Here is a 19,140-nt window from a genome sequence, read left to right on the forward strand (position 1 = left end):
CAGCGCCGAGCAGCGCTGGCCGGCGCTGTCGAAGGCCGAGGCGATGACGTCGCCGACGACCTGTTCGGCAAGCGCCGAGCTGTCGACGATCATGGCGTTCTGGCCGCCGGTCTCGGCGATCAGCGGGATCGGCCGGCCGGCTGGCGAAAGCCTGTCGGCAAGCTGCGCCTGGATCAGCCGGGCGACTTCGGTAGAACCGGTGAACATCACACCGGCGATTTCTGGGGCGGCCACCAAGGCAGCACCAATGCGGCCGTCGCCGGGCAGCAACTGCAGCGCGTCGGCCGGGATGCCGGCCTCGTGCAGGATGCGCACGCCTTCGGCGGCAATCAGCGGTGTTTCTTCGGCAGGCTTTGCCAGCACCGGGTTGCCGGCAACCAGCGCCGCGGCAATCTGGCCGGCGAAGATCGCCAGCGGGAAGTTCCACGGACTGATGCAGACGATGGGCCCAAGCGCCTTGTGGGCCGGACCGAGGGTGCGGCGCGTCTGTTCGGCGTAGTAGCGCAGGAAGTCGATCGCTTCGCGCACTTCGGCAATCGCGTTCGGCAGCGATTTGCCGGCTTCGCGGGCGATCAGGCCAAGCAGCGTCGGCATGCGCGCCTGCATCAGGTCGGCAGCGCGGGTGAGGCAGGCGGCGCGCTCGCTCGGCGAGACGGCGGCCCAGCTGGCGGCAGCCTTGGCGGCAAGGCTTGCAGCCTGGCGGGCATCAGCTTCCGAAGCCTCGGTGACCGAACCGACAACGTCGCGGTGGTCGCCGGGGTTGAGAACCGCACGGGTTTCGCCGGAGGCAGGGCCGGTTGCCAGCAGCGGCACGGCCTTCCAGTCGATCGCGGCGCTCGCCTGGAGTGCGGCGGTCAGCGAGGTGAGGCCGGCTTCGTTGGAAAGGTCGAGGCCGGCGGAGTTGCGGCGCGTCTCGCCGAAGAGATTGTCGGGAAGCGCGATCTGGTCGTGCGGCGCGCCGACGACCGGCATGGCCCGCACGATCTCGACCGGATCGGCGATCAGCTCGTCGACCGAAACCTTCGGGTCGGCGATGCGATTGACGAAGGAGGAGTTGGCGCCGTTTTCGAGCAGGCGGCGAACGAGGTAGGCGAGCAGCGTCTCATGCGTGCCGACGGGCGCGTAGATGCGGCAGGGACGGTCGAGATTGCCCTTGCCGACCACTTCGTCATAGAGCGGCTCGCCCATGCCGTGCAGGCACTGGAACTCGTACTTGCCGACCTTGAAGTCCTTGCCGGCCATCTCGTAGATCGTCGCCAGCGACTGCGCATTGTGGGTGGCGAACTGCGGGAAGATCACGTCGGTCGCAGCCAGCAGCTTCTTGGCGCAGGCGATGTAGGAGACGTCGGTGTAGATCTTGCGGGTATAGACCGGGAAGTCTTCCAGGCCGTCGAGCTGGGCGCGCTTGATCTCGGCATCCCAGTAGGCGCCCTTGACGAGGCGGACCATGACGCGGCGCTCGGCGCGGCGGGCAAGGTCGATGATGAAGTCGAGCACGTAAGGGCAGCGCTTGCCATAGGCCTGGACGACGAAGCCCATGCCGGCCCAGCCGGCGAGGTCCTTGTCGAGGCACAGTTCTTCAAGCAGGTCGAGCGAGAGTTCGAGGCGATCGGCTTCCTCGGCGTCGATGTTGAGGCCGATGTCATACTTCTTGGCGATGACGGCGAGCGCCTTCACCTTCGGCAGCAGTTCGGCCATGACGCGCGCGGCCTGCGAACGGGCGTAGCGCGGATGCAGCGCCGAGAGCTTGATCGAAATGCCCGGGCCTTCATAGATGCCGCGGCCGGCCGAGGCCTTGCCGATCGCGTGGATCGCCTGCTCGTAGTCGCGGTAGTAGCGTTCCGCGTCGGCAGCGGTGGTCGCGGCTTCGCCGAGCATGTCGTAGGAGTAGCGGAAGCCCTTCTGCTCAAGCGCGCGCGACCGGCGCAGCGCCTCGTCGATGGTCTCGCCGGTGACGAACTGCTCGCCCATCATGCGCATTGCCATGTCGACGCCGCGCCGGATCACCGGCTCGCCGCAGCGGGCGATCAGGCGGGTCAGCGCTGCCGAAAGGCTGCGGTCGTTGACGGTCGAGGTCAGCTTGCCGGTGACGACGAGGCCCCAGGTGGCGGCGTTGACGAACAGCGAGCGTCCACCGCCGATATGCGACTTCCAGTCGCCGTCGGCGATCTTGTCGCGGATGAGGGCGTCACGCGTCGCGGTGTCGGGAATGCGCAGCAGCGCTTCGGCCAGGCACATCAGCGCCACGCCTTCCTGGCTAGACAGCGAGTATTCCTGCACGAGACCCTCGACGCCGGAACCCTTGTGCTTGGCGCGCAGCGCCTCGATCAGCTTGCGGGCGGTCTTTGCTGCTGCTTCGCGCGTCCGGGCATCCAGCGTTGCCGCCTCGATGAGTGCCGGAAGTGCTTCGGTTTCCGGCCGGCGGTAGGCGGCGGTGATCGCCTGGCGCAGCGTGCTCTGCGGCCGGACTGGCGGGGCGAACTCGGCAAACGGAGCCTGCGGCGCGCTCGTCTCTGCAATGGTCTTGTGAAGCGGTGTCTGGCTCATCGAGCGCTATCCTCCGGGACGCGGTTTTTCAAGGGCGCGGCGCGCGCCCGATCATGGGCGGAAAATACGCTTCCTTCCGCCGTACATCCATCCGGCAAATTTTGTCTTTGGCGGAATGTTTCACCGTTCCACGCGCATGGCGCCGCAGAGGATGCGGAATGTTGGCGAAACCTCCGGATGATCCGGTGTCAGGCCGCCTTGCCGAAATGCTTCTCACGGGCCATCAGGCACTCGTCGTCGCCGGGCATGCAAGTGCGGCAGACGATCGGCCGGATCGCGTAGATCTTGCAGCCGACATGCACGCCGAGCTTGCCCCCGAGTGCCGAGCAACGATCGTCCTCGCAGCGCATGCCGCCGAGATCGGCCGAGACGTATTCCGCCGGGATCAGATCGAGCTCTTCGTCGGTCTCCAGCGAAAAGCGCGGCCACTCGGCCGAGTAGGCGCAGCAGGCGCCACAGCTCTGGCAGTCGAAGGTTTCGTCGATGGATGCGGGCTCGGTCATGCGTCAAACTAGCATGAAGGCCAACGGTTCGAAATGGCCCTTAAGCGGTGGCGGCGTCGCGGCGGGCAATCTCGTAGTCTTCCGTGTGCACGAGCACGCCGTCCTCGGTGACGACGGCGATGCCATAGGCGGCCGGTTCATCGACAGACAGGGACGCGTCAGGTGCGTCGAAAGGCATCGGCTGCTGGTGCACCGGGCTCTTGAAGACCGAAAACGGAATGCCGCGGGAAGAACCGCTTATCGTGCGATGCACATGGCCGGCAAAGATATGGCGGACATTGGAGTGCCGTTTGATGAGGTCATAGAATTCCGTCTCGTTGGCGAGCCGGATCATGTCCATGCCGGTGAAGCCTGTTTTATGCGGCGGGTGATGCATGAAGAGCAGCGCCGGCCTGTCGCCGGCCTCGGTCAGCTGACGGTCGAGCCATGAGAGGCGTTTGGCGCAGAGCAGGCCCGCATGGCTGTTCGGGTAGTCGTAGGGCGGCGCAAACAGCGTATCGAGCAGGATGGCGCGGCAATCAGTAAAATCGATTGCCTGCTGCACAAAGCCGTCCGCATCCGTTTCGGTGCCCGCGAAGACGTCGAGGAACACCTCGCGCCGGTCGTGATTGCCGATGGTGATGGCGACCGGAGGAACAAGCTGGTCGATCAGCTGCTTTAGGCGCACATAGGAAGCGCGATCGCCGTAGTGGGTAAGGTCTCCGGTAAAAATCACCCGATCGGCGTCCGCATGATAGCGATTGACGTGTTCGATGCCGGCGGCGAGGCGCTGATGGGGGTCGAGGCCGATGATCGTCGTGCCTTCAGGCACCATGTGCAGGTCGGTAAAAATGATCAGCTTTGTCATGGAGATCCAGGGAAACGGGGCGGGTGTTCGTGCCAAGCTGTCGCTTCGCGTGTGGCCGGTCAAGCGGCAACTTTGGGGCGGTTCTCGAAAGGCGTCATTGGGTTTTTCTTGCGGGTCGCGGCCGAAAGCGCTAAGACCCGCTATCTGATATATCAGCCGGATCGCCGATGGGGCGGAGATGGCAAGCGAGTTGGAGACACGGCATGCGGTGGAAGCGCACGATCCAGTTGCTGGACGTTCATTGCGAGGGTGAGATCGGCAAGGTCGCAATCGGCGGCGTGCCGAAGATCCCGGGAAATTCGATCGCCGAGCAGCTCAACCACATCAACACGGTCGATGACAGCCTGCGCCGGTTCCTGTGCCTTGAGCCGCGCTCCGGCTCGATCGGCTCTGTCAATCTGCTCGTGCCGCCGAAGCGTCCTGAAGCGGATGCCGGCTTCATCATCCTGCAGGCCGACCAGGCGCACGCCATGTCCGGCTCGAACTCGATCTGCGTGACGACCGCGCTGCTTGAATCCGGCATCATCGAGATGAAGGAGCCGGAGACCGTGGTGATGCTCGACACCGCCTCCGGTCTCGTCAAGGCGACCGCCACCTGCCGCGACGGCCGCTGCGAGAAGGTGAAGCTGACGATGGTGCCGTCCTTCGTGCACGAACTCGACGTCGAGGTCGATACGCCGAAGTGGGGCAAGATCAAGCTCGACCTCTGCTATGGCGGCATCTTCTACGCGCTGGTCGATGTCGGCCAGATCGGCACGACGATCGACAAGGCGAATGCCCGCGAAATCGTCGAAGCCGGCATGATCCTCAAGGATATCGTCAACCGCACCATCCCCGTCGTCCATCCGGAAATCCCGGAGATCAAGGGTGTCGCCTATGTGATGTTCCGCGATGTCGAGGCCGACGGCACGATCCGCACCTGCACCACCATGTGGCCGGGCCGGGTCGACCGCTCGCCTTGCGGCACCGGCAGCTCTGCCAATCTCGCGACGCTCCATGCGCGCGGCAAGGTCAAGGTCGGAGACGTGCTGAAGTCGCGCTCGATCATCGGCTCCGAATTCGAAGTGGGCCTTGAAGGCGTGACGACGGTTGCCGGCCGCGAGGCGATCATCCCGACGATCACCGGCCGTGGCTGGACCTTCGGCCTGCACCAGGTGGCGCTCGATCCGTTCGATCCGCTGGCTGACGGCTTTGCGCTGACCGATACCTGGGGCCCGCAGGCGGGCGAAATCCGGTAAAAGCAGCCCGAGACGAAAACGCGGGCCGAAGACCTTGATGTCTCCGACCCGCGTTGGCCCTTGGGAGGCGTGTTCGATTACTTGATGCGGTTGCCCTTGCCGAGCATGGCGGTCTCAAACGCGTCGCCTGCGCTCAGCTCAGCGAGTTTCTGTCCAGCGAAGGCGTCGCCTTCGTTGGCGGCCTTGCGGAAGATCTCACGTGCCGCCGGGAGGTCCTTGTTGATGCCTTCACCGTTCTGGAGCATCAGGCCGAGATTGACCATGGCGTCGACGTTGCCGCGATCGGCGGCCAGCCGGTAGAATTTGGCGGCCTTGCCATTGTCTTCCGGAACCAGCTTGCCTTCGTCGAGAATGACGGCGAGGTTGAAGCTGGCCACATCATCACCGGCAAGCGAGGCCCGTTCGAACCATTCGATGGCGAGCTTGCCATTGACCGGCGTGCCCATGCCGTCGCGATAGGAAACGCCGAGATTGTAGGCGGCAAGGACGTTGCCGGCGGCAGCGGCCTTCTGGTTCAGCGCGAATTCGGTGGCAGTGTCGCCCTGTTCGCCGACGAGAACCGCATAGTTGGTCATCGCTAGTGCATGGCCATGTTCGGCCGCTTCGCCGAGAATGCGTACCGACTGAATTTTCTGTCCGGCCTTGTCGAGAACACGCGCCAGCTGGAACTCGGTGCGGGCGCCGCTCTTCTGGTTATAGGCCTCGCGGCAAGCCGACAGCGCGACACCGATCTTGATGTCTTCGGAGGCGACGGCGGGGAACGCCGTGTTGCGCTGCAGGTCGAAGATGCTGCCTGCCTCGCGGTCGCAGACTTCGGCGGCGGAGAGATCGGCGGCGCGGGCTGAAGGAAGGGCGATTGCAGCAACTGCCAGCAAGCTGACCATCCCCAGAAACAGGGCGTTGATGATGCGGGTGCCGGATGCGCTGCGATTGTCCATGATGCTCTCCCATCTCTTGACGCTGAACCTATCGGCCGCTGCAGCATTCGGCTGTTCCAGCGGTAACAGCCCGAAACCGTAAGCTCTGGCGAACTGGGAAATGAGGAATTGCATGCGGCTGCCGGCTGGCTTGCATCCGCGAATGCCGAGGGTATCCTCGATCTGACGCATGTTCGAACAGGGAGCGCAGCCATGGACAACCGGACAACACCCACGCGGCCGATGCTGGTGAGCCGACGGGTCGTTGTCGGCGGTCTGTTACTGACGGCAGCCGGTGGCGGCCTCGCCACGTCCTGGGCAAGTCCGGTCATCGGCCAGGCGACAGAGATTCGCGGCGACGTGCGGCGCAAGCAGGCGAAAAAGGAAGAGCCGCTTGCCGTTGGCGGGCAGCTGTTCGAAAACGATCGCGTTCACACCAATGCCGACAGTTACGCGACCTTGAACCTCGGCACGGACACGCGTGTGCTCCTCGGCGCAGAAACCGACTTGCTGGTTGACCGGTTTATTGCCGGACAGGGCGGTACGCTCGAACTCGGGCTCGGCCGCATGGTCTTTGATCGACCCGAGGGGCTGCCGAAGGTCGATGTGGCCGTCCGCACCGCCTTCGGCATGATCGGCGTGCGTGGCACCAAGTTCTTCTGCGGACCGAGCCGCGCCGCATTTGCGGTCTTCGTCGAACATGGCAGCGTTTCGGTCCAGCGTGGCGGCACGAGCCGCATCGTCGCTGCGGGGCAGGGGGTGGAGTTTCACCATCGCGGCGACGCCCCGAGCGAGCCCATCAACTGGGGCGAGGCGCGGATCAAGGAAGCCTATGCCAGCGTTGGCCTGACACGCTGACTAAGCGAACCTGAACCGGTTCCACGCCCCCGGACAAGCCATCAAGTGTGCGGCTGGCTGCCTCCATCCGCGACCGTGAACAGTTCCATTGTTGCAAAACCACGAATGTCGTGGCTGCCGAGCGAGCGAAGTGGCTGTCTGCTTTCCACGGCCGCCGCCGGCCCGACGCAGATCGCCGTGCCCAGGAACTTGTTCGCCTCCTGCAGCCGCGCCGCCAGGTTGATGGCGTCGCCATGGGCGGTGTAGTCGAGCTTGCCGCTGGCACCGACGTCGCCGACGACGGCCGGCCCGGTTTCGACGCCGATCCGCGTCCGGCCGAACGTGTTGGCTGCAAATTGCGGGCGTCTGCGCATTTCTTCGGTCAACGCGTGGATCGCCCGGGCGCAATCGATCGCTCTGTCGACGTGGTCGGCAAGATCCTCCGGCGCGTTGAAAAAGGCATGGACCGCATCGCCGACCACCTTGTCGACCATGCCGCCGTGCTCGGCCACGAGCGCATTGACCTCGGAAAAGTAGATGTCGAGCAGGGCGATGAGCTCCCGCGGCTTCAGCCTTTGCGACAGTGAGGAAAAGCTCTCGATGTCGGTGAACAGCGCCGTTACCTGACGCTCCTCGCCGGCCATGCGCGCAAGTCCGGGATTGTCGATGTAGCGCGCGACGACCGATTGCGGCAGATACTGTGAGAACGTCTGGCGTGCCGCCGCTTCGGCGCGTCGCACGCGGGCGAATTGCAGGATACTGGTGACCGAGAGTACCGCCGCAAGCGCGAGCGAAATGCTGACCGCATCGATCAGCCAACCGCTTGTGTCATAGATGATGGCTGCTGCGGCGATAACGGTGGCGATTGCGCCGAGGCCAAGCATGGCCGATGCCAGCGGTCGAAGGCGGGTGGCGGCAATGGCGACGCCAAGGCCGGCCAGGAGCGCGACGGCGGCTTCGGCGAGCGGCAGGCGGCCGTCGCGCTGCGGTATGAAGCCGGTCAGGATCGCATTGGCAATATCGGCATGGATCTGCACCGAGGGTTCGAGCGGCATCGAGGCGCTGGGACGCAGGCCGCCAAGGCTCGGCAGGCTGCTGCCGATGAGCACGAGCTTGCCGGCAAGGCGGTCGGCCTTAACGTCGCCCGACAGCACGTCGGCGGCTGAAACCGTCCGCGCGGCAAGACGCGGCGGTGGGCTTGCGACGAAGCGCAGGCTTCCGGTTTCGTCGAGCGAGATCACTTGTCCGTCCATGCGCAGCCAGGCCGGGTTGCCGCCGAGGATCGGCGTGCCGCCGCCACGCATCAACCGCGTGGCTTCGATCGCAAGCGTCGGATAGGCCTCGTCTCCGAGGATGGAATAGGCCTGAACCCGGCGTATCCGTGCGTCCTCGTCACCGACCAGAAACGAAGCCGCTGCCGCGCCCGACCTGTCCATGAAGGCGGCACAGGAGGTTTCGGCGCCGTCGAGAAACCAGAGTTCGGGTGCTGCAAAGGGGCGACTGAGCGCCAGTGGCGGCACCGGGCGTGGCCGCTCCTGCACCGTATCGGCGACGAGAAAGCCAAGTACGACAGGCACTTGTCCGAGTGCGGCGGCAAGCGCGGTGTTGCCGCTGTCGCCGGCATTGCAATCGGCACTGAAGACGAAATCGACCGCCACCGCTTTGGTGCCCGCTGCAGAAAGGCGAGAGAGCAGTTCGGCGGTCGCCGCGCGGTCCCATTCGCCGGATGGGCGAGATTGGTGGGCCTTTCGGTCGATGTCGACCACGAGGACATCAGGCGACTGCGGTGCCGGGAGCCACTGCGTCAGGCTATCAAAGAACAACTCGCGCTGTGTCTCGAGCGCCGGTTCGGCAAAGAGGTAGAGCGCGACGGCAACAATGACGCTCGTCAGGAACCCGCCGGCAAGCGGAGTGAAACGGAACTGCCGGCGCGGCGCAGGGGCCATACGGTCTAGTCCTCCTCGGGATCGGCAATACTGTGCAGGCGGCCGACCTTGCAGGCGATGATGCCGTCATTCCTCTTGATCGCCCCGCTCTCCTCCAGCCACTGGATGGCGCGGTTGACCTTGGGGCGGCTCGCACCCAGGACGCCGGCAATGTCCGTCTGGCTCATGGTCAGCCGGAGATTGGCGCTTTCCGGCAATTCGTTGCCATGGATCTGCCTGAGGGTTGCGAGGAAGAAGCGTGCGACGCGGGCGTTGAGGTCGTAAAGAGCGATGGTCTCCAGCCGCTCGGTGGTGTCGCGAAGCTGGGCGCAGAGGAAGCGGATGACGGCCTCGGCCGCTTCCCGCCGGTTGGTGACGATGTCGAGGAACGCCTTCTTGGCGATGACATAACCTTCAGACGCAGTCATCGCCGTCGCGTCGGCCGATCGTGTCTGGCCGTCGAGCACCGCCATCTCGCCGAAGATCGCGCCGGCTTCGTGCTGGCGCAGCATCAGCTCGCGGCCCTGCGGCGTGATCAGCGACAGCTTGATGCGCCCGGAGATGACGACAATCATATAGTTGCCTTCGTCGCCGCGCTGGAAGATCACGGTGCCGGCCGGCCATTTCCGGTAGGTGGCGATATTGGCGAGTTCGGCAATGGCGTCCTTGTCGAATTCTTCAAAGATCGGAAACGAGCGCCAAAATGCCGGGCTCCTGTTGATTTCATTCATGACATTCCCCCGCGCGGCTGTCCCCCGCCGCGCCGAAATTCTTCGCCCAGCCGCTGCGTCCTTGCAATAGAAAAGAACGAAGTGCAGTCGATGTGGTTCCGTATTCGCGCGGACGTAGGCGAGAAATCCCTGGGATGACGAGGTTGACGATCTCAGGAGGTCGTTTCATTTTTGTGAACGATCTGTCGCCCGCGCAACGGCTAGATGAATTTGAAAATACTGATACTTCTGTTGCCAACGAACCGTTTCTCACAGGAGTCTTCCATGTCTCAGAATGTTGTCGTCCTTGTCGGACGCATCCTGCTTTCCATCATGTTCATCACCGCTGGTTTCGGCAAGCTCACCGATCCGTCGGGGACGGCCGGAATGATCACTGGTGCCGGCTGGCCCGCGCCGACGCTGCTCGCCTATCTCGCCGGCGCCTTCGAGCTGGTTGCCGGTCTCGCTGTTCTCGTCGGGTTCCAGACGAAGATTGCGGCATACCTGCTGGCAGCCTTCACGCTTGTTACCGCCTTCGTCTTCCATAGCGGCGCGATCAACATTCCGAGCTTCCCGCCGGAAGCCAACGGCCTGCTGAGCGTCTTCAACAGCCTGATGATGATGAAGAACATCTCGGTCGCCGGTGGCTTCCTCGTGCTGGCCGCCTTTGGCCCCGGCGCGCTGTCGATCGACAAGCGCGGCGCCTAAGACCCATCCTGCCTAAAACAAAACCCGCCGGCTGCATGCCGGCGGGTTTTTGCGTTTTGACCGCAGTCTCAGGGGTAGATGACGCCCTTGCGCAGAATGACGTTGCCATAGAGCCTGGGTTCGCTGGTCTGGACCACCGTATGGGCTGCCTTGACGCGCGGATAGAAATCCGGACCGAGCAGGGGGACGACGCGCCTTGCCGGCTCGTGCCGGCCGCAGCACGCGATTATCTCGCGGTGCACCGGGTCGAGCGCGTCCTTGTCCTGTTTGACCGTGGCGCGAAAGATCGCCTCGGGCACGAAATCATCGATCGGCAACAGACTGAGGATCGCGTCCAGCACCGGGATCAAACCGTGCCCGTCCAGCCGTATCAGCCGGCGCGCATGTTCCTGGCCGGGATAGTTGCCGTCGACCAGCGCGATTTCGTCGCCGTGACCCATTGCCCGCAACGTTGCGAGCAACTCGGGACTGAGGATCGGGTTTAGTCCTTTCAGCATCAGCCGAGCTCCTTGAACAGGACGTTGGTATCGAGCAGGTAGCGGGAAAAGAGCGGCAGGCTGGCGCCGCCAATAGCGCGCGCATGACTGCCGACCAGACCCTCCACCAGTTCCGGAACGGTGACGCCCTGAAGGTCGAGGTCGTTGAGCGCGTTTCGCGTCGCGGCGAGAAGCCGTGCGCGCACCCAGGGCGGGAAGCCGCCGTCAATGACGACGGCCGAGAAGTCGACGATCGAGACGGCCGACACGACGGCTTGGGCAAGGGCCGCGCCGCAGTCCTCGATCCAGATATCGAGCGGCTCGCCAAAGTCGATCCAGTCGTCGGCCGAATACCAGAGCGGGCGGGGGTCGACGCCGCGGTCGCGCAGGAGGTTCTCAAGTACGAAAACCGAGGCGATCTTCAGGAGCTGGATGGTCTTGCCGTCCTTGCCTGAGACCGGCAGCGGGCCGACGGCGCCGGCCGTGCCGGTGCGCCCGGAAAAGAGCGCCGAGTTCAGGACAATTCCGCCACCGATGAACGAGCCGATGTAGAAATAGACGAAATCCGGATAGCTGGCGCCGACGCCGAAGGCGAGCTCGGCGCCGCAGGCGCTGGTGCCGTCATTCTGCAGGAAGACCGGGTAGGTCGTGCGGGCGGAGACTGCCGCCTGGAGATCGACATCGCGCCACTTGTTCATTTCCTCCCGCGGCGCGCCCACTTCTTCGGCCCAGTTCCAGAGTTCGAAAGGCGTGGCGATGCCAATGCCGGCGATCCGCTTGCGCTGATCGGGGTTAAGTTGCTGTTCCAGCTTCGTCATTCCCGAAATGATGAAGTCGACAAGATCGCCCGGCAGCGGATAGGCGTGCACATGGTGCAGGTGCAGGCGGATATTGCCGAGGAAGTCCATCAGCACCAGATCGGCGCTGCGCCGGCCGATCTTCACGCCAAAGGAATAGACGGCGTCCGGGTTGAGCCGCATCGGCGTCGAGGGCTGCCCGACGCGGCCGCGCACCGGCTCTCCTTTGACCAGCAGGCCATCGCTTTCGAGTGCCCGCATGATCACCGAAACGGTTTGTGCCGAAAGGCCGGACCGACGGGCGATATCGGCCTTGGAAAGTTCGCCATGGCGCCGGACCAGCGACATGACCAGCCGCTCGTTATAGGCGCGCACGCGCGTTTGATTGGCCCCGCCGCTCGGGTCGATGACCTCAGGTTGCATCGGCCCTTTGTCGGGACCGTCTGTCAGTGACATGCCACCGTCTCCTCCCGTTGGCATATGTGCCTGCCTGGCGCAGGTCTCTTGTTTCCGCTTGTGGCGGCGCTGTCAATTTCTCTGGCGCCCGAGTGTGTCGCCCGTTGCGCCGCAATGGAAGAATGCCACATCGAAATAATAATTCAATTTGATTTATTTATTGACACCCCGGAAATTTAGTGATTGTTTTTATGTCGGAAGCGTCTGTCGCAGCGGAGGAGAATGCCGCGCAGACGAGGCCTGGGCCGGTCCAGCCGGCACGATTTTCAATCCTTGGGAGGATTTCATGAAGAAGACTGTTCTCTCCGCAGCTTTCGGCGCACTGGCGCTCGGCGTCGCTTTCGCCGCCCCGGCTCAAGCCGCTGACGTCAGCGCCTGCCTGATTACCAAGACCGACACCAACCCCTTCTTCGTCAAGATGAAGGAAGGTGCGACCGCCAAGGCCCAGGAGCTCGGCGTGACGCTGAAGGCCTATGCCGGCAAGATCGACGGCGACCATGACAGCCAGGTGGCTGCGATCGAATCCTGCATTGCCGACGGCGCCAAGGGCATCCTGATCGCCGCTTCCGACACCAAGGCGATCGTCGATCAGGTGAAGAAGGCGCAGGAAGCCGGTCTTCTCGTGATCGCGCTCGACACGCCGCTTGATCCGGCAACCGCCGCTGACGCGACCTTTGCCACCGACAACCTGCTTGCCGGCAAGCTGATCGGCCAGTGGGCCGCCGCCACCATGGGCGAGGGTGCCAAGACCGCCAAGGTCGGCTTCCTCGACCTGACGCCGTCGCAGCCGACGGTCGACGTCCTGCGTGACCAGGGCTTCATGATGGGCTTCGGCATCGACCCGAAGGATCCGGCCAAGATCGGCGACGAAGATGATCCGCGCATCGTCGGCCACGACGTCACCAACGGCAACGAGGAAGGTGGCCGCAAGGCGATGGAAAACCTTCTGCAGAAGGATCCGGATATCAACGTGATCCACACCATCAACGAGCCGGCCGCCGTCGGCGCCTACCAGGCGCTGAAGGCTGTGGGCAAGGAGAAGGACGTGCTGATCGTGTCGGTCGACGGCGGTTGCCCGGGTGTCAAGTCGGTCGCCGAAGGCGTCATCGGCGCGACCTCGCAGCAGTATCCGCTGATGATGGCGGCGCTCGGCATCGAGGCGATCAAGAAGTTCGCCGATACCGGTGAGAAGCCGAAGCCGACCGAAGGCAAGGACTTCTTCGATACCGGCGTATCGCTCGTCACCGACAAGCCGGCTGCCGGCGTCGAATCGATCGACACCAAGGTCGGCACGGACAAGTGCTGGGGCTGATTGCCCGGCTTTGACGGCCAAGATGTACCAGCTACGGAAGGGCGGCCCCGGCCGCCCTTCGCGTAAGCGCCGATGTCTTTGACAAGGCGACGAAAACCGCGCAGCTTTTAAAGAGTGCTATTGCCCGCGTCTTGGTGGGCGGGCTGTGCACGACACCATCGCAACCCCTTGGGAGTGGGGTTCACGGGAGGAAGGTCCATGGGCGAGCCCAACACAGCCGCACAGCCATCCCAGGAATTCGAAAAAGTCCTGGTCAACAGTTCAACGCAGGTCGCGTCGTTCGATACGCATGACAAGACCGCGATCCAGCGGATCCAGCATTTCCTGCATTCGACGCCGGCCGCCGTGCCGTTCATCGTGCTCGTTGCTGCGATCCTGATTTTCGGTATCGCGATCGGGGGCAAGTTCTTCTCGTCCTACACGCTGACGCTCATCCTGCAGCAGATCGCCATTGTCGGCATCCTCGGTGCCGCACAGACGCTGGTGATCCTGACGGCCGGCATCGATCTTTCGATCGGCGTCATCATGGTGCTTTCGGCGGTCATCATGGGCAATTGCGCCGTCACCTACGGCCTTCCCGCACCGATCGCGATCTTCATCGGCTTCGTCGTCGGTGGCGCCTGCGGTTTCCTCAATGGCTTCCTCGTATCCAGGGTCAAGCTGCCGCCGTTCATCGTCACGCTAGGCACCTGGTACGTGATCATGTCGACGAACTTCATCTATTCGGCGAATGAGACGATCCGTGAAGCCGATGTCACTGCCGTGACCCAGATGCTGCACGTGTTCGGGGTGAGTTTCAAAGTCGGTTCGGCCGTGCTGACGCTCGGCGTCCTCACCATGGTCGCTCTCGTCTTCGGCCTCTGGTACGCGCTTAACCATACGGCCTGGGGACGCCACCTCTATGCTGTCGGCGATGACCCGGAAGCGGCCAAGCTGTCCGGTATCCGCACCAGCCGCGTGCTCTTGAGCGCCTATACGCTGGCCGGCCTGATCGCGGCTCTTGCCGCCTGGGTCTCGATCGGCCGCAATGGATCGATCTCGCCCTCGGCAGCGGTCACCGACTACAACCTGCAGGCCATCACCGCAGCCGTGATCGGCGGCATCTCGCTCTTCGGTGGACGTGGTTCGATCCTTGGAACGCTGATCGGCGCGATGATCGTCGGCGTCGTCTCCATGGGGCTCAACATGATGGGCGCCGACCCGCAGTGGAAAGTCTTCCTCACAGGCGTCTTGATCATCACCGCGGTCGCAATCGACCAATGGATCAGAAAGGTAGCAGGCTGATGGCTCAGGAACCCATTCTCACCGCACGCGGCCTCGTCAAGCGTTACGGTCGTGTCACGGCCCTCGATCATGCCGACTTCGATCTCTATCCGGGCGAGATTCTCGCCGTCATCGGTGACAACGGTGCCGGCAAGTCCTCGATGATCAAGGCGATCTCGGGTGCCGTCTCGCCCGACGAGGGCGAGATCAGGCTGGAGGGTCAGCCGGTGCATTTCCGCTCGCCGATGGATGCGCGCTCGGCCGGCATCGAGACGGTCTACCAGAACCTGGCGCTGTCTCCGGCGCTGTCGATCGCCGACAACATGTTCCTCGGTCGCGAGATCCGCAAACCGGGCATCATGGGCAAGCTCTTCCGCACGCTCGACCGTTCGGCGATGGAACAGAAGGCGCGGGCAAAGCTCTCCGAGCTCGGCCTGATGACCATCCAGAACATCAACCAGGCGGTGGAAACGCTCTCGGGCGGCCAGCGCCAGGGCGTAGCGGTGGCGCGTGCCGCAGCCTTCGGCTCCAAGGTGGTGATCATGGACGAGCCGACGGCGGCACTCGGCGTCAAGGAAAGCCGGCGCGTGCTGGAGCTGATCCTCGACGTGCGTGCACGCGGCCTGCCGATCGTGCTGATCTCGCACAACATGCCGCACGTGTTCGAGGTGGCCGACCGCATCCATGTTCACCGTCTCGGCAAGCGCCTTTGCGTCATCAACCCGAAGGAGCACACCATGTCGGATGCCGTTGCCTTCATGACCGGTGCAAAGGAGCCGCCGCGCGAGGCGCTTGCGGCATGAACGTCGAGCCGATTGCAAACGAAATCTTGAAACGGGCGGCCAGCGCCGCCCGTTTCGTCGTCGCCATTGCCGGCCCGCCCGGCGCCGGAAAATCGACGCTGGCCGACGCTCTCGCCGAGACCCTGGTCGCCCGCGGCGAAAAAGCGGCGGTGCTGCCGATGGACGGCTTCCACATGGACAATGCGGTGCTCGAGGAGAAGGGCCTGCTTCACCGCAAGGGCTCGCCCGAGACCTTCGACGTCAGGGCCTTCCTGTCGACGATCGCAGCCGTGCGGGCCCATGACGGCGAGGTGCTGGTTCCGGTCTTCGATCGATCGCGCGAAATCGCGATCGCGTCCGCCCGGATCGTCGCACCCGAGACGCGCATCGTTCTGGTGGAGGGCAACTACCTGCTGCTCGACGAGGCGCCCTGGAACAAGCTCGAGGGGGCGTTCGATTTCTCAGTGTTCATCAATCCCGGCGTCGATGAACTGGAGCGCCGGCTCCTGAAGCGCTGGTACGACCACGGCTATGACGAGGAGGCGGCGCGGCGCAAAGCCCTGGGCAACGACATCCCGAATGCGCATCGTGTGGTCGACCACCAGCGACACGCAGATCTCGTGCTTGCGGATTTCTGAGCGATGGTCGGATTGCGGATTGTGTTTCCGGGCGCATTGGTGTTATCGAGACGCGGTTCCACCACATGAGTAACCGCCCGCCACCCGCACCTGCCGGCTCGCAAAGCTGCGCGCGCGGAACGGACGCGAGCACCGGAGAGGGACAAGTGCACGTGGCTTTCCGCTGGCACCCCGCTCCGACCTAGGAGAACGCTGACCATGCAAGACCTCGTTATCCGCCGGCCGGATGATTGGCACCTTCACCTTCGCGACGGCGAGATGCTGAAGGGCGTCATTGCCGATACCAGCCGCCATTTCGCCCGCGCGATCATCATGCCCAACCTTGTGCCGCCGGTCGTCACGACAGCCGATGCCAGCGCCTATCGCGAGCGCATTCTCGCAGCTCTTCCCGCGGGTGACCGCTTCGAGCCGCTGATGACGCTCTACCTGACCGCAGGCACGAACCCCGACGACGTCGAGGCCGGTCACAAGAGCGGTCTTGTCAAGGCGGTGAAACTCTACCCGGCGGGCGCCACGACCAACTCGCACAGTGGCGTTCGCAACATCGACGAGGCGATGCCGGTGCTGGAGCGCATGGCGAAGATCGGCCTGCCGCTCTGCGTGCATGGCGAAGTCACGGCGTCTGATGTCGATATTTTCGATCGCGAGGCTGTGTTCATCGAGACCGTGCTCGATCCCTTGCGCAAGCGCCTGCCGGAGCTGAAGGTGACGATGGAGCACGTCACCACCAAGGACGGCATCGACTACATCAAGGCGTCGAAGGCGAACCTTGCCGGTTCGATCACCACCCATCACCTGATCATCAACCGCAACGCCATCCTCGTCGGCGGCATCAAGCCGCACTACTACTGCCTGCCGGTCGCCAAGCGCGAAAACCACCGCCTGGCACTGCGTGCGGCCGCCGTCTCCGGTGACAAGCGCTTCTTCCTCGGCACGGACTCGGCCCCCCATGTCGACCCGCTGAAGGAATGCGCCTGCGGTTGCGCCGGCATCTACACCTCGATCAACACCATGAGCTGCCTGGCGCATGTGTTCGAAGAGGAAGGCGCGCTCGACAGGCTCGAAGCCTTCGCATCGCTCAACGGCCCGGCCTGGTATGGCCTGCCGGTCAACGAGGAGACGATCACGCTCAGGAAGCAGGCGGACGCTGTCACCTATCCCAAGAAGATCGAGACCGGCGCCGGTCTGGTCACCGTTTTCGATCCGATGTTCCCGCTGCACTGGGCTGTTGTCTGAAGGAGAGTTTGATGTTTTCCAACGCGTTCACCGACAAGGCCGTGATGGCCGAGCTGGTTGCCAAGATGCTCTGGGAGATCAAGGCGGTGCATTTCAGCGCCGACAAGCCCTACAAGCTGTCGTCCGGCATGGCGAGCCCTGTCTATATCGACTGCCGCAAGCTTATCTCTTACCCGCGTATCCGTTCGGCAGTGATGGACTTTGCCGCTGCTTCCATCCTGCGCGAAGCCGGTTTTGAGAAGTTCGACGTCGTCGCCGGTGGCGAGACGGCCGGCATTCCCTTTGCCGCGATGCTGGCCGAGCGTCTCGGCCTGCCGATGATCTATGTCCGCAAGGCGCCAAAGGGTCATGGCCGCAACGCCCAGATCGAAGGCCATATGCCGGAGGGTGCGCGCGTTCTCGTCATCGAGGACCTGACGACAGCTGGCGGTTCGATGTTCAAGTTCATCGACGCCATTCGTGCGGCCGGCGGCATCGTCGACCATGGCATTGCGCTCTTCTACTACGATATCTTCCCGGAAGCCGTCGGCGAGATGAAGGGCAAGGGCGTCGATCTGCACTGGATCGCCACCTGGCGCAATGTGCTGGCCGTCGCCCGCGAGCAGGCGCTGTTCGACGAAAAGACGCTCAGCGAAGTCGAAGCCTTCCTCAACGCGCCGCTCGCCTGGTCGGGCCGCAACGGTGGCGTGAGCGCTCTCGCTTAATGACTGAAGAGGCCCCGGCCGAGCCGGGGCCTCGCACTGATTGAGCTTTTGTTTTTAAATCGATTGAAATTCATCGAGGAGGAAGAGCCGATGATCGTATGTTGCGGTGAAGCGCTGATCGACATGCTGCCGCGGGACACGACCGCGGGCGAGAGCGCCTTTGCGCCCTATGCGGGCGGCGCGATCTTCAATACGGCCATTGCGCTCGGCCGCCTCGGAATCCAGACCGGCTTCTTCACCGGCCTTTCCGACGACATGTTCGGCGATATCCTGCGCGAGACGCTGAAGGCGGCCAATGTCGATTTCGGCCCCTGCGCGACCTTGTCGCTGCACACGACGCTCGCCTTCGTCAAACTGGTCAACGGCCATGCGAGCTACGCCTTTTTCGACGAGAACACCGCTGGGCGCATGATCACGTCAGAGCATCTGCCGGCGCTTGGCGACTTCTGCGAGGCGCTGCATTTCGGTGCGATCAGCCTGATCCCCGAGCCCTGTGGCTCGACCTATGAAGCGCTGATGACGCGCGAGCACGAAAAGCGCGTGATCTCCTTCGACCCGAACATCCGCCCGGGCTTCATCAAGGACAGGGCGGCCCATCTCGCCCGCATGAACCGCATGGCGGCGATGTCCGATATCATCAAGTTCTCCGACGAGGATCTCGCCTGGTTCGGCATGGAAGGCAGCCATGACGAACTCGCCGCCGAATGGCTGAAGCGTGGGCCGAAACTCGTGCTGATCACCAAGGGTGCTGACGGTGCCGTCGGCTACACGGCGCGCCACAAGGTCGAGGTGGCCGGCGAGCGCGTCACTGTGGTCGACACGGTCGGCGCCGGCGACACCTTCGACGCTGGTGTCCTGGCGTCGCTGAAGCTTGCCGGTCTCCTGACCAAGGCCGATGTCGCCAACCTCGGCGAAACCGCCGTTCGCAACGCGCTGGCGCTCGGCGCCAAGGCAGCCGCCGTCACCGTTTCGCGCGCCGGCGCAAACCCGCCCTGGAAACACGAAATCGGCCTTTGAGCCTCAACTCTCTTCCTCAGTGTCCGGGCGGTACTCCAGGATATCGCCCGGCTGACAGTCCAGCACGGCGCAGATCTTTTCCAGCGTGTCGAAGCGCACGCCCTTCACCTTTCCCGATTTCAGCAACGATATGTTCTGTTCGGTGATACCCACCTGTTCGGCGAGATCGCGCGAGCGGATCTTGCGCTTTGCCAGCATGACATCGAGATTGACAACGATCGGCATGC

General features: G+C 63.8%; 19 protein-coding genes and 1 pseudogene. 10 read left to right on the forward strand and 10 right to left on the reverse strand.

Translation table 11 applies throughout. The features are described 5' to 3' along the window. From putA to VGO04_RS31945, 3 genes are all read right to left on the reverse strand, one after another. Positions 1 to 2,547 (reverse strand): bifunctional proline dehydrogenase/L-glutamate gamma-semialdehyde dehydrogenase PutA (gene putA / locus VGO04_RS31935; protein WP_327500005.1); only part of this gene is annotated, 2,547 nt, incomplete at its 3' end. Positions 2,548 to 2,735: 188 nt separating this feature from the next. After that, entirely contained in the window at positions 2,736 to 3,050 is a 315-nt protein-coding gene (locus VGO04_RS31940; RefSeq protein ID WP_327500006.1) for a YkgJ family cysteine cluster protein, read from the reverse strand. A 40-nt stretch (positions 3,051 to 3,090) separates the two neighbouring features. Continuing rightward, the gene (locus tag VGO04_RS31945) at positions 3,091 to 3,897 is read right to left on the reverse strand and encodes a phosphodiesterase (protein ID WP_327500007.1); all 807 of its coding nucleotides are present in this window, start codon (positions 3,895 to 3,897) and stop codon (positions 3,091 to 3,093) included. 203 nt (positions 3,898 to 4,100) lie between these two features. Between VGO04_RS31945 and VGO04_RS31950 the strand changes: the two genes are divergently transcribed. Next, a complete protein-coding gene (locus VGO04_RS31950; RefSeq protein ID WP_327500008.1) occupies positions 4,101 to 5,135 on the forward strand; it encodes a proline racemase family protein in 1,035 nt (344 codons plus the stop codon). Positions 5,136 to 5,212: 77 nt separating this feature from the next. On the opposite strand, the gene VGO04_RS31955 is transcribed toward VGO04_RS31950, so the two are convergent. Together VGO04_RS31955 and VGO04_RS31960 are read right to left on the reverse strand one after the other, a co-directional pair. Beyond that, a complete protein-coding gene (locus VGO04_RS31955) occupies positions 5,213 to 5,512 on the reverse strand; it encodes a tetratricopeptide repeat protein (RefSeq protein WP_327500045.1) in 300 nt (99 codons plus the stop codon). A 15-nt stretch (positions 5,513 to 5,527) separates the two neighbouring features. Beyond that, positions 5,528 to 6,019 (reverse strand): annotated as a pseudogene (locus VGO04_RS31960) (sel1 repeat family protein); the annotation flags it as partial. A gap of 246 nt (positions 6,020 to 6,265) precedes the next feature. Here VGO04_RS31960 and VGO04_RS31965 point away from each other — a divergent pair. Then, positions 6,266 to 6,910, forward strand: a complete 645-nt coding sequence (locus VGO04_RS31965) for a FecR family protein (protein WP_327500009.1) — start codon at positions 6,266 to 6,268, stop codon at positions 6,908 to 6,910. A 41-nt stretch (positions 6,911 to 6,951) separates the two neighbouring features. On the opposite strand, the gene VGO04_RS31970 is transcribed toward VGO04_RS31965, so the two are convergent. Both VGO04_RS31970 and VGO04_RS31975 read right to left on the reverse strand, forming a co-directional pair. After that, positions 6,952 to 8,835, reverse strand: a complete 1,884-nt coding sequence (locus tag VGO04_RS31970; protein ID WP_327500010.1) for a CHASE2 domain-containing protein — start codon at positions 8,833 to 8,835, stop codon at positions 6,952 to 6,954. 5 nt (positions 8,836 to 8,840) lie between these two features. Further along, positions 8,841 to 9,545 carry a Crp/Fnr family transcriptional regulator gene (locus VGO04_RS31975; protein ID WP_327500011.1) on the reverse strand — a complete coding sequence of 235 codons (705 nt, stop codon included), beginning with the start codon at positions 9,543 to 9,545 and terminating at the stop codon, positions 8,841 to 8,843. 264 nt (positions 9,546 to 9,809) lie between these two features. On the opposite strand from VGO04_RS31975, the gene VGO04_RS31980 reads away from it, so the two are divergent. Continuing rightward, a complete protein-coding gene (locus VGO04_RS31980) occupies positions 9,810 to 10,232 on the forward strand; it encodes a DoxX family protein (protein WP_327500012.1) in 423 nt (140 codons plus the stop codon). 68 nt (positions 10,233 to 10,300) lie between these two features. Here VGO04_RS31980 and VGO04_RS31985 read toward each other — a convergent pair whose 3' ends face one another. Further along, complete coding sequence (locus tag VGO04_RS31985; RefSeq protein WP_327500013.1) at positions 10,301 to 10,729, reverse strand: RbsD/FucU family protein; 429 nt, start codon at positions 10,727 to 10,729, stop codon at positions 10,301 to 10,303. After that, positions 10,729 to 11,961 (reverse strand): ROK family transcriptional regulator, encoded by a 1,233-nt coding sequence (locus VGO04_RS31990; RefSeq protein WP_327500014.1) that lies wholly within the window; start codon positions 11,959 to 11,961, stop codon positions 10,729 to 10,731. The genes VGO04_RS31985 and VGO04_RS31990 overlap by 1 nt, the downstream gene beginning before the upstream one ends. A 286-nt stretch (positions 11,962 to 12,247) precedes the next feature. Here VGO04_RS31990 and VGO04_RS31995 point away from each other — a divergent pair, with 286 nt between their 5' ends. From VGO04_RS31995 to VGO04_RS32025, 7 genes are all read left to right on the forward strand, one after another. Continuing rightward, the gene (locus VGO04_RS31995) at positions 12,248 to 13,273 is read left to right on the forward strand and encodes a sugar ABC transporter substrate-binding protein (RefSeq protein ID WP_327500015.1); all 1,026 of its coding nucleotides are present in this window, start codon (positions 12,248 to 12,250) and stop codon (positions 13,271 to 13,273) included. 198 nt (positions 13,274 to 13,471) lie between these two features. After that, on the forward strand, positions 13,472 to 14,557 hold the full coding sequence (locus tag VGO04_RS32000; protein ID WP_327500016.1) for an ABC transporter permease: 1,086 nt from the start codon (positions 13,472 to 13,474) through the stop codon (positions 14,555 to 14,557). Then, positions 14,557 to 15,339, forward strand: coding sequence for an ATP-binding cassette domain-containing protein (locus tag VGO04_RS32005; protein ID WP_327500017.1), 783 nt, complete (start codon positions 14,557 to 14,559; stop codon positions 15,337 to 15,339). Before VGO04_RS32000 ends, VGO04_RS32005 begins: the two co-directional genes overlap by 1 nt. Next, entirely contained in the window at positions 15,336 to 15,956 is a 621-nt protein-coding gene (locus VGO04_RS32010) for a nucleoside triphosphate hydrolase (RefSeq protein ID WP_327500018.1), read from the forward strand. The genes VGO04_RS32005 and VGO04_RS32010 overlap by 4 nt, the downstream gene beginning before the upstream one ends. 198 nt (positions 15,957 to 16,154) lie before the next feature. After that, positions 16,155 to 17,192, forward strand: coding sequence for a dihydroorotase (gene pyrC / locus VGO04_RS32015; protein ID WP_327500019.1), 1,038 nt, complete (start codon positions 16,155 to 16,157; stop codon positions 17,190 to 17,192). 11 nt (positions 17,193 to 17,203) lie between these two features. Then, entirely contained in the window at positions 17,204 to 17,896 is a 693-nt protein-coding gene (locus VGO04_RS32020; protein ID WP_327500020.1) for an orotate phosphoribosyltransferase, read from the forward strand. A 90-nt stretch (positions 17,897 to 17,986) separates the two neighbouring features. Next, complete coding sequence (locus VGO04_RS32025; RefSeq protein WP_327500021.1) at positions 17,987 to 18,913, forward strand: carbohydrate kinase; 927 nt, start codon at positions 17,987 to 17,989, stop codon at positions 18,911 to 18,913. A 3-nt stretch (positions 18,914 to 18,916) separates the two neighbouring features. Here VGO04_RS32025 and VGO04_RS32030 read toward each other — a convergent pair whose 3' ends face one another. After that, the gene (locus VGO04_RS32030) at positions 18,917 to 19,138 is read right to left on the reverse strand and encodes a helix-turn-helix transcriptional regulator (RefSeq protein WP_327500022.1); all 222 of its coding nucleotides are present in this window, start codon (positions 19,136 to 19,138) and stop codon (positions 18,917 to 18,919) included. Positions 19,139 to 19,140 lie beyond the last annotated feature (2 nt).

Origin of the sequence: Ensifer sp., assembly GCF_035999185.1 — a bacterium.
Classification (GTDB): domain Bacteria; phylum Pseudomonadota; class Alphaproteobacteria; order Rhizobiales; family Rhizobiaceae; genus Ensifer.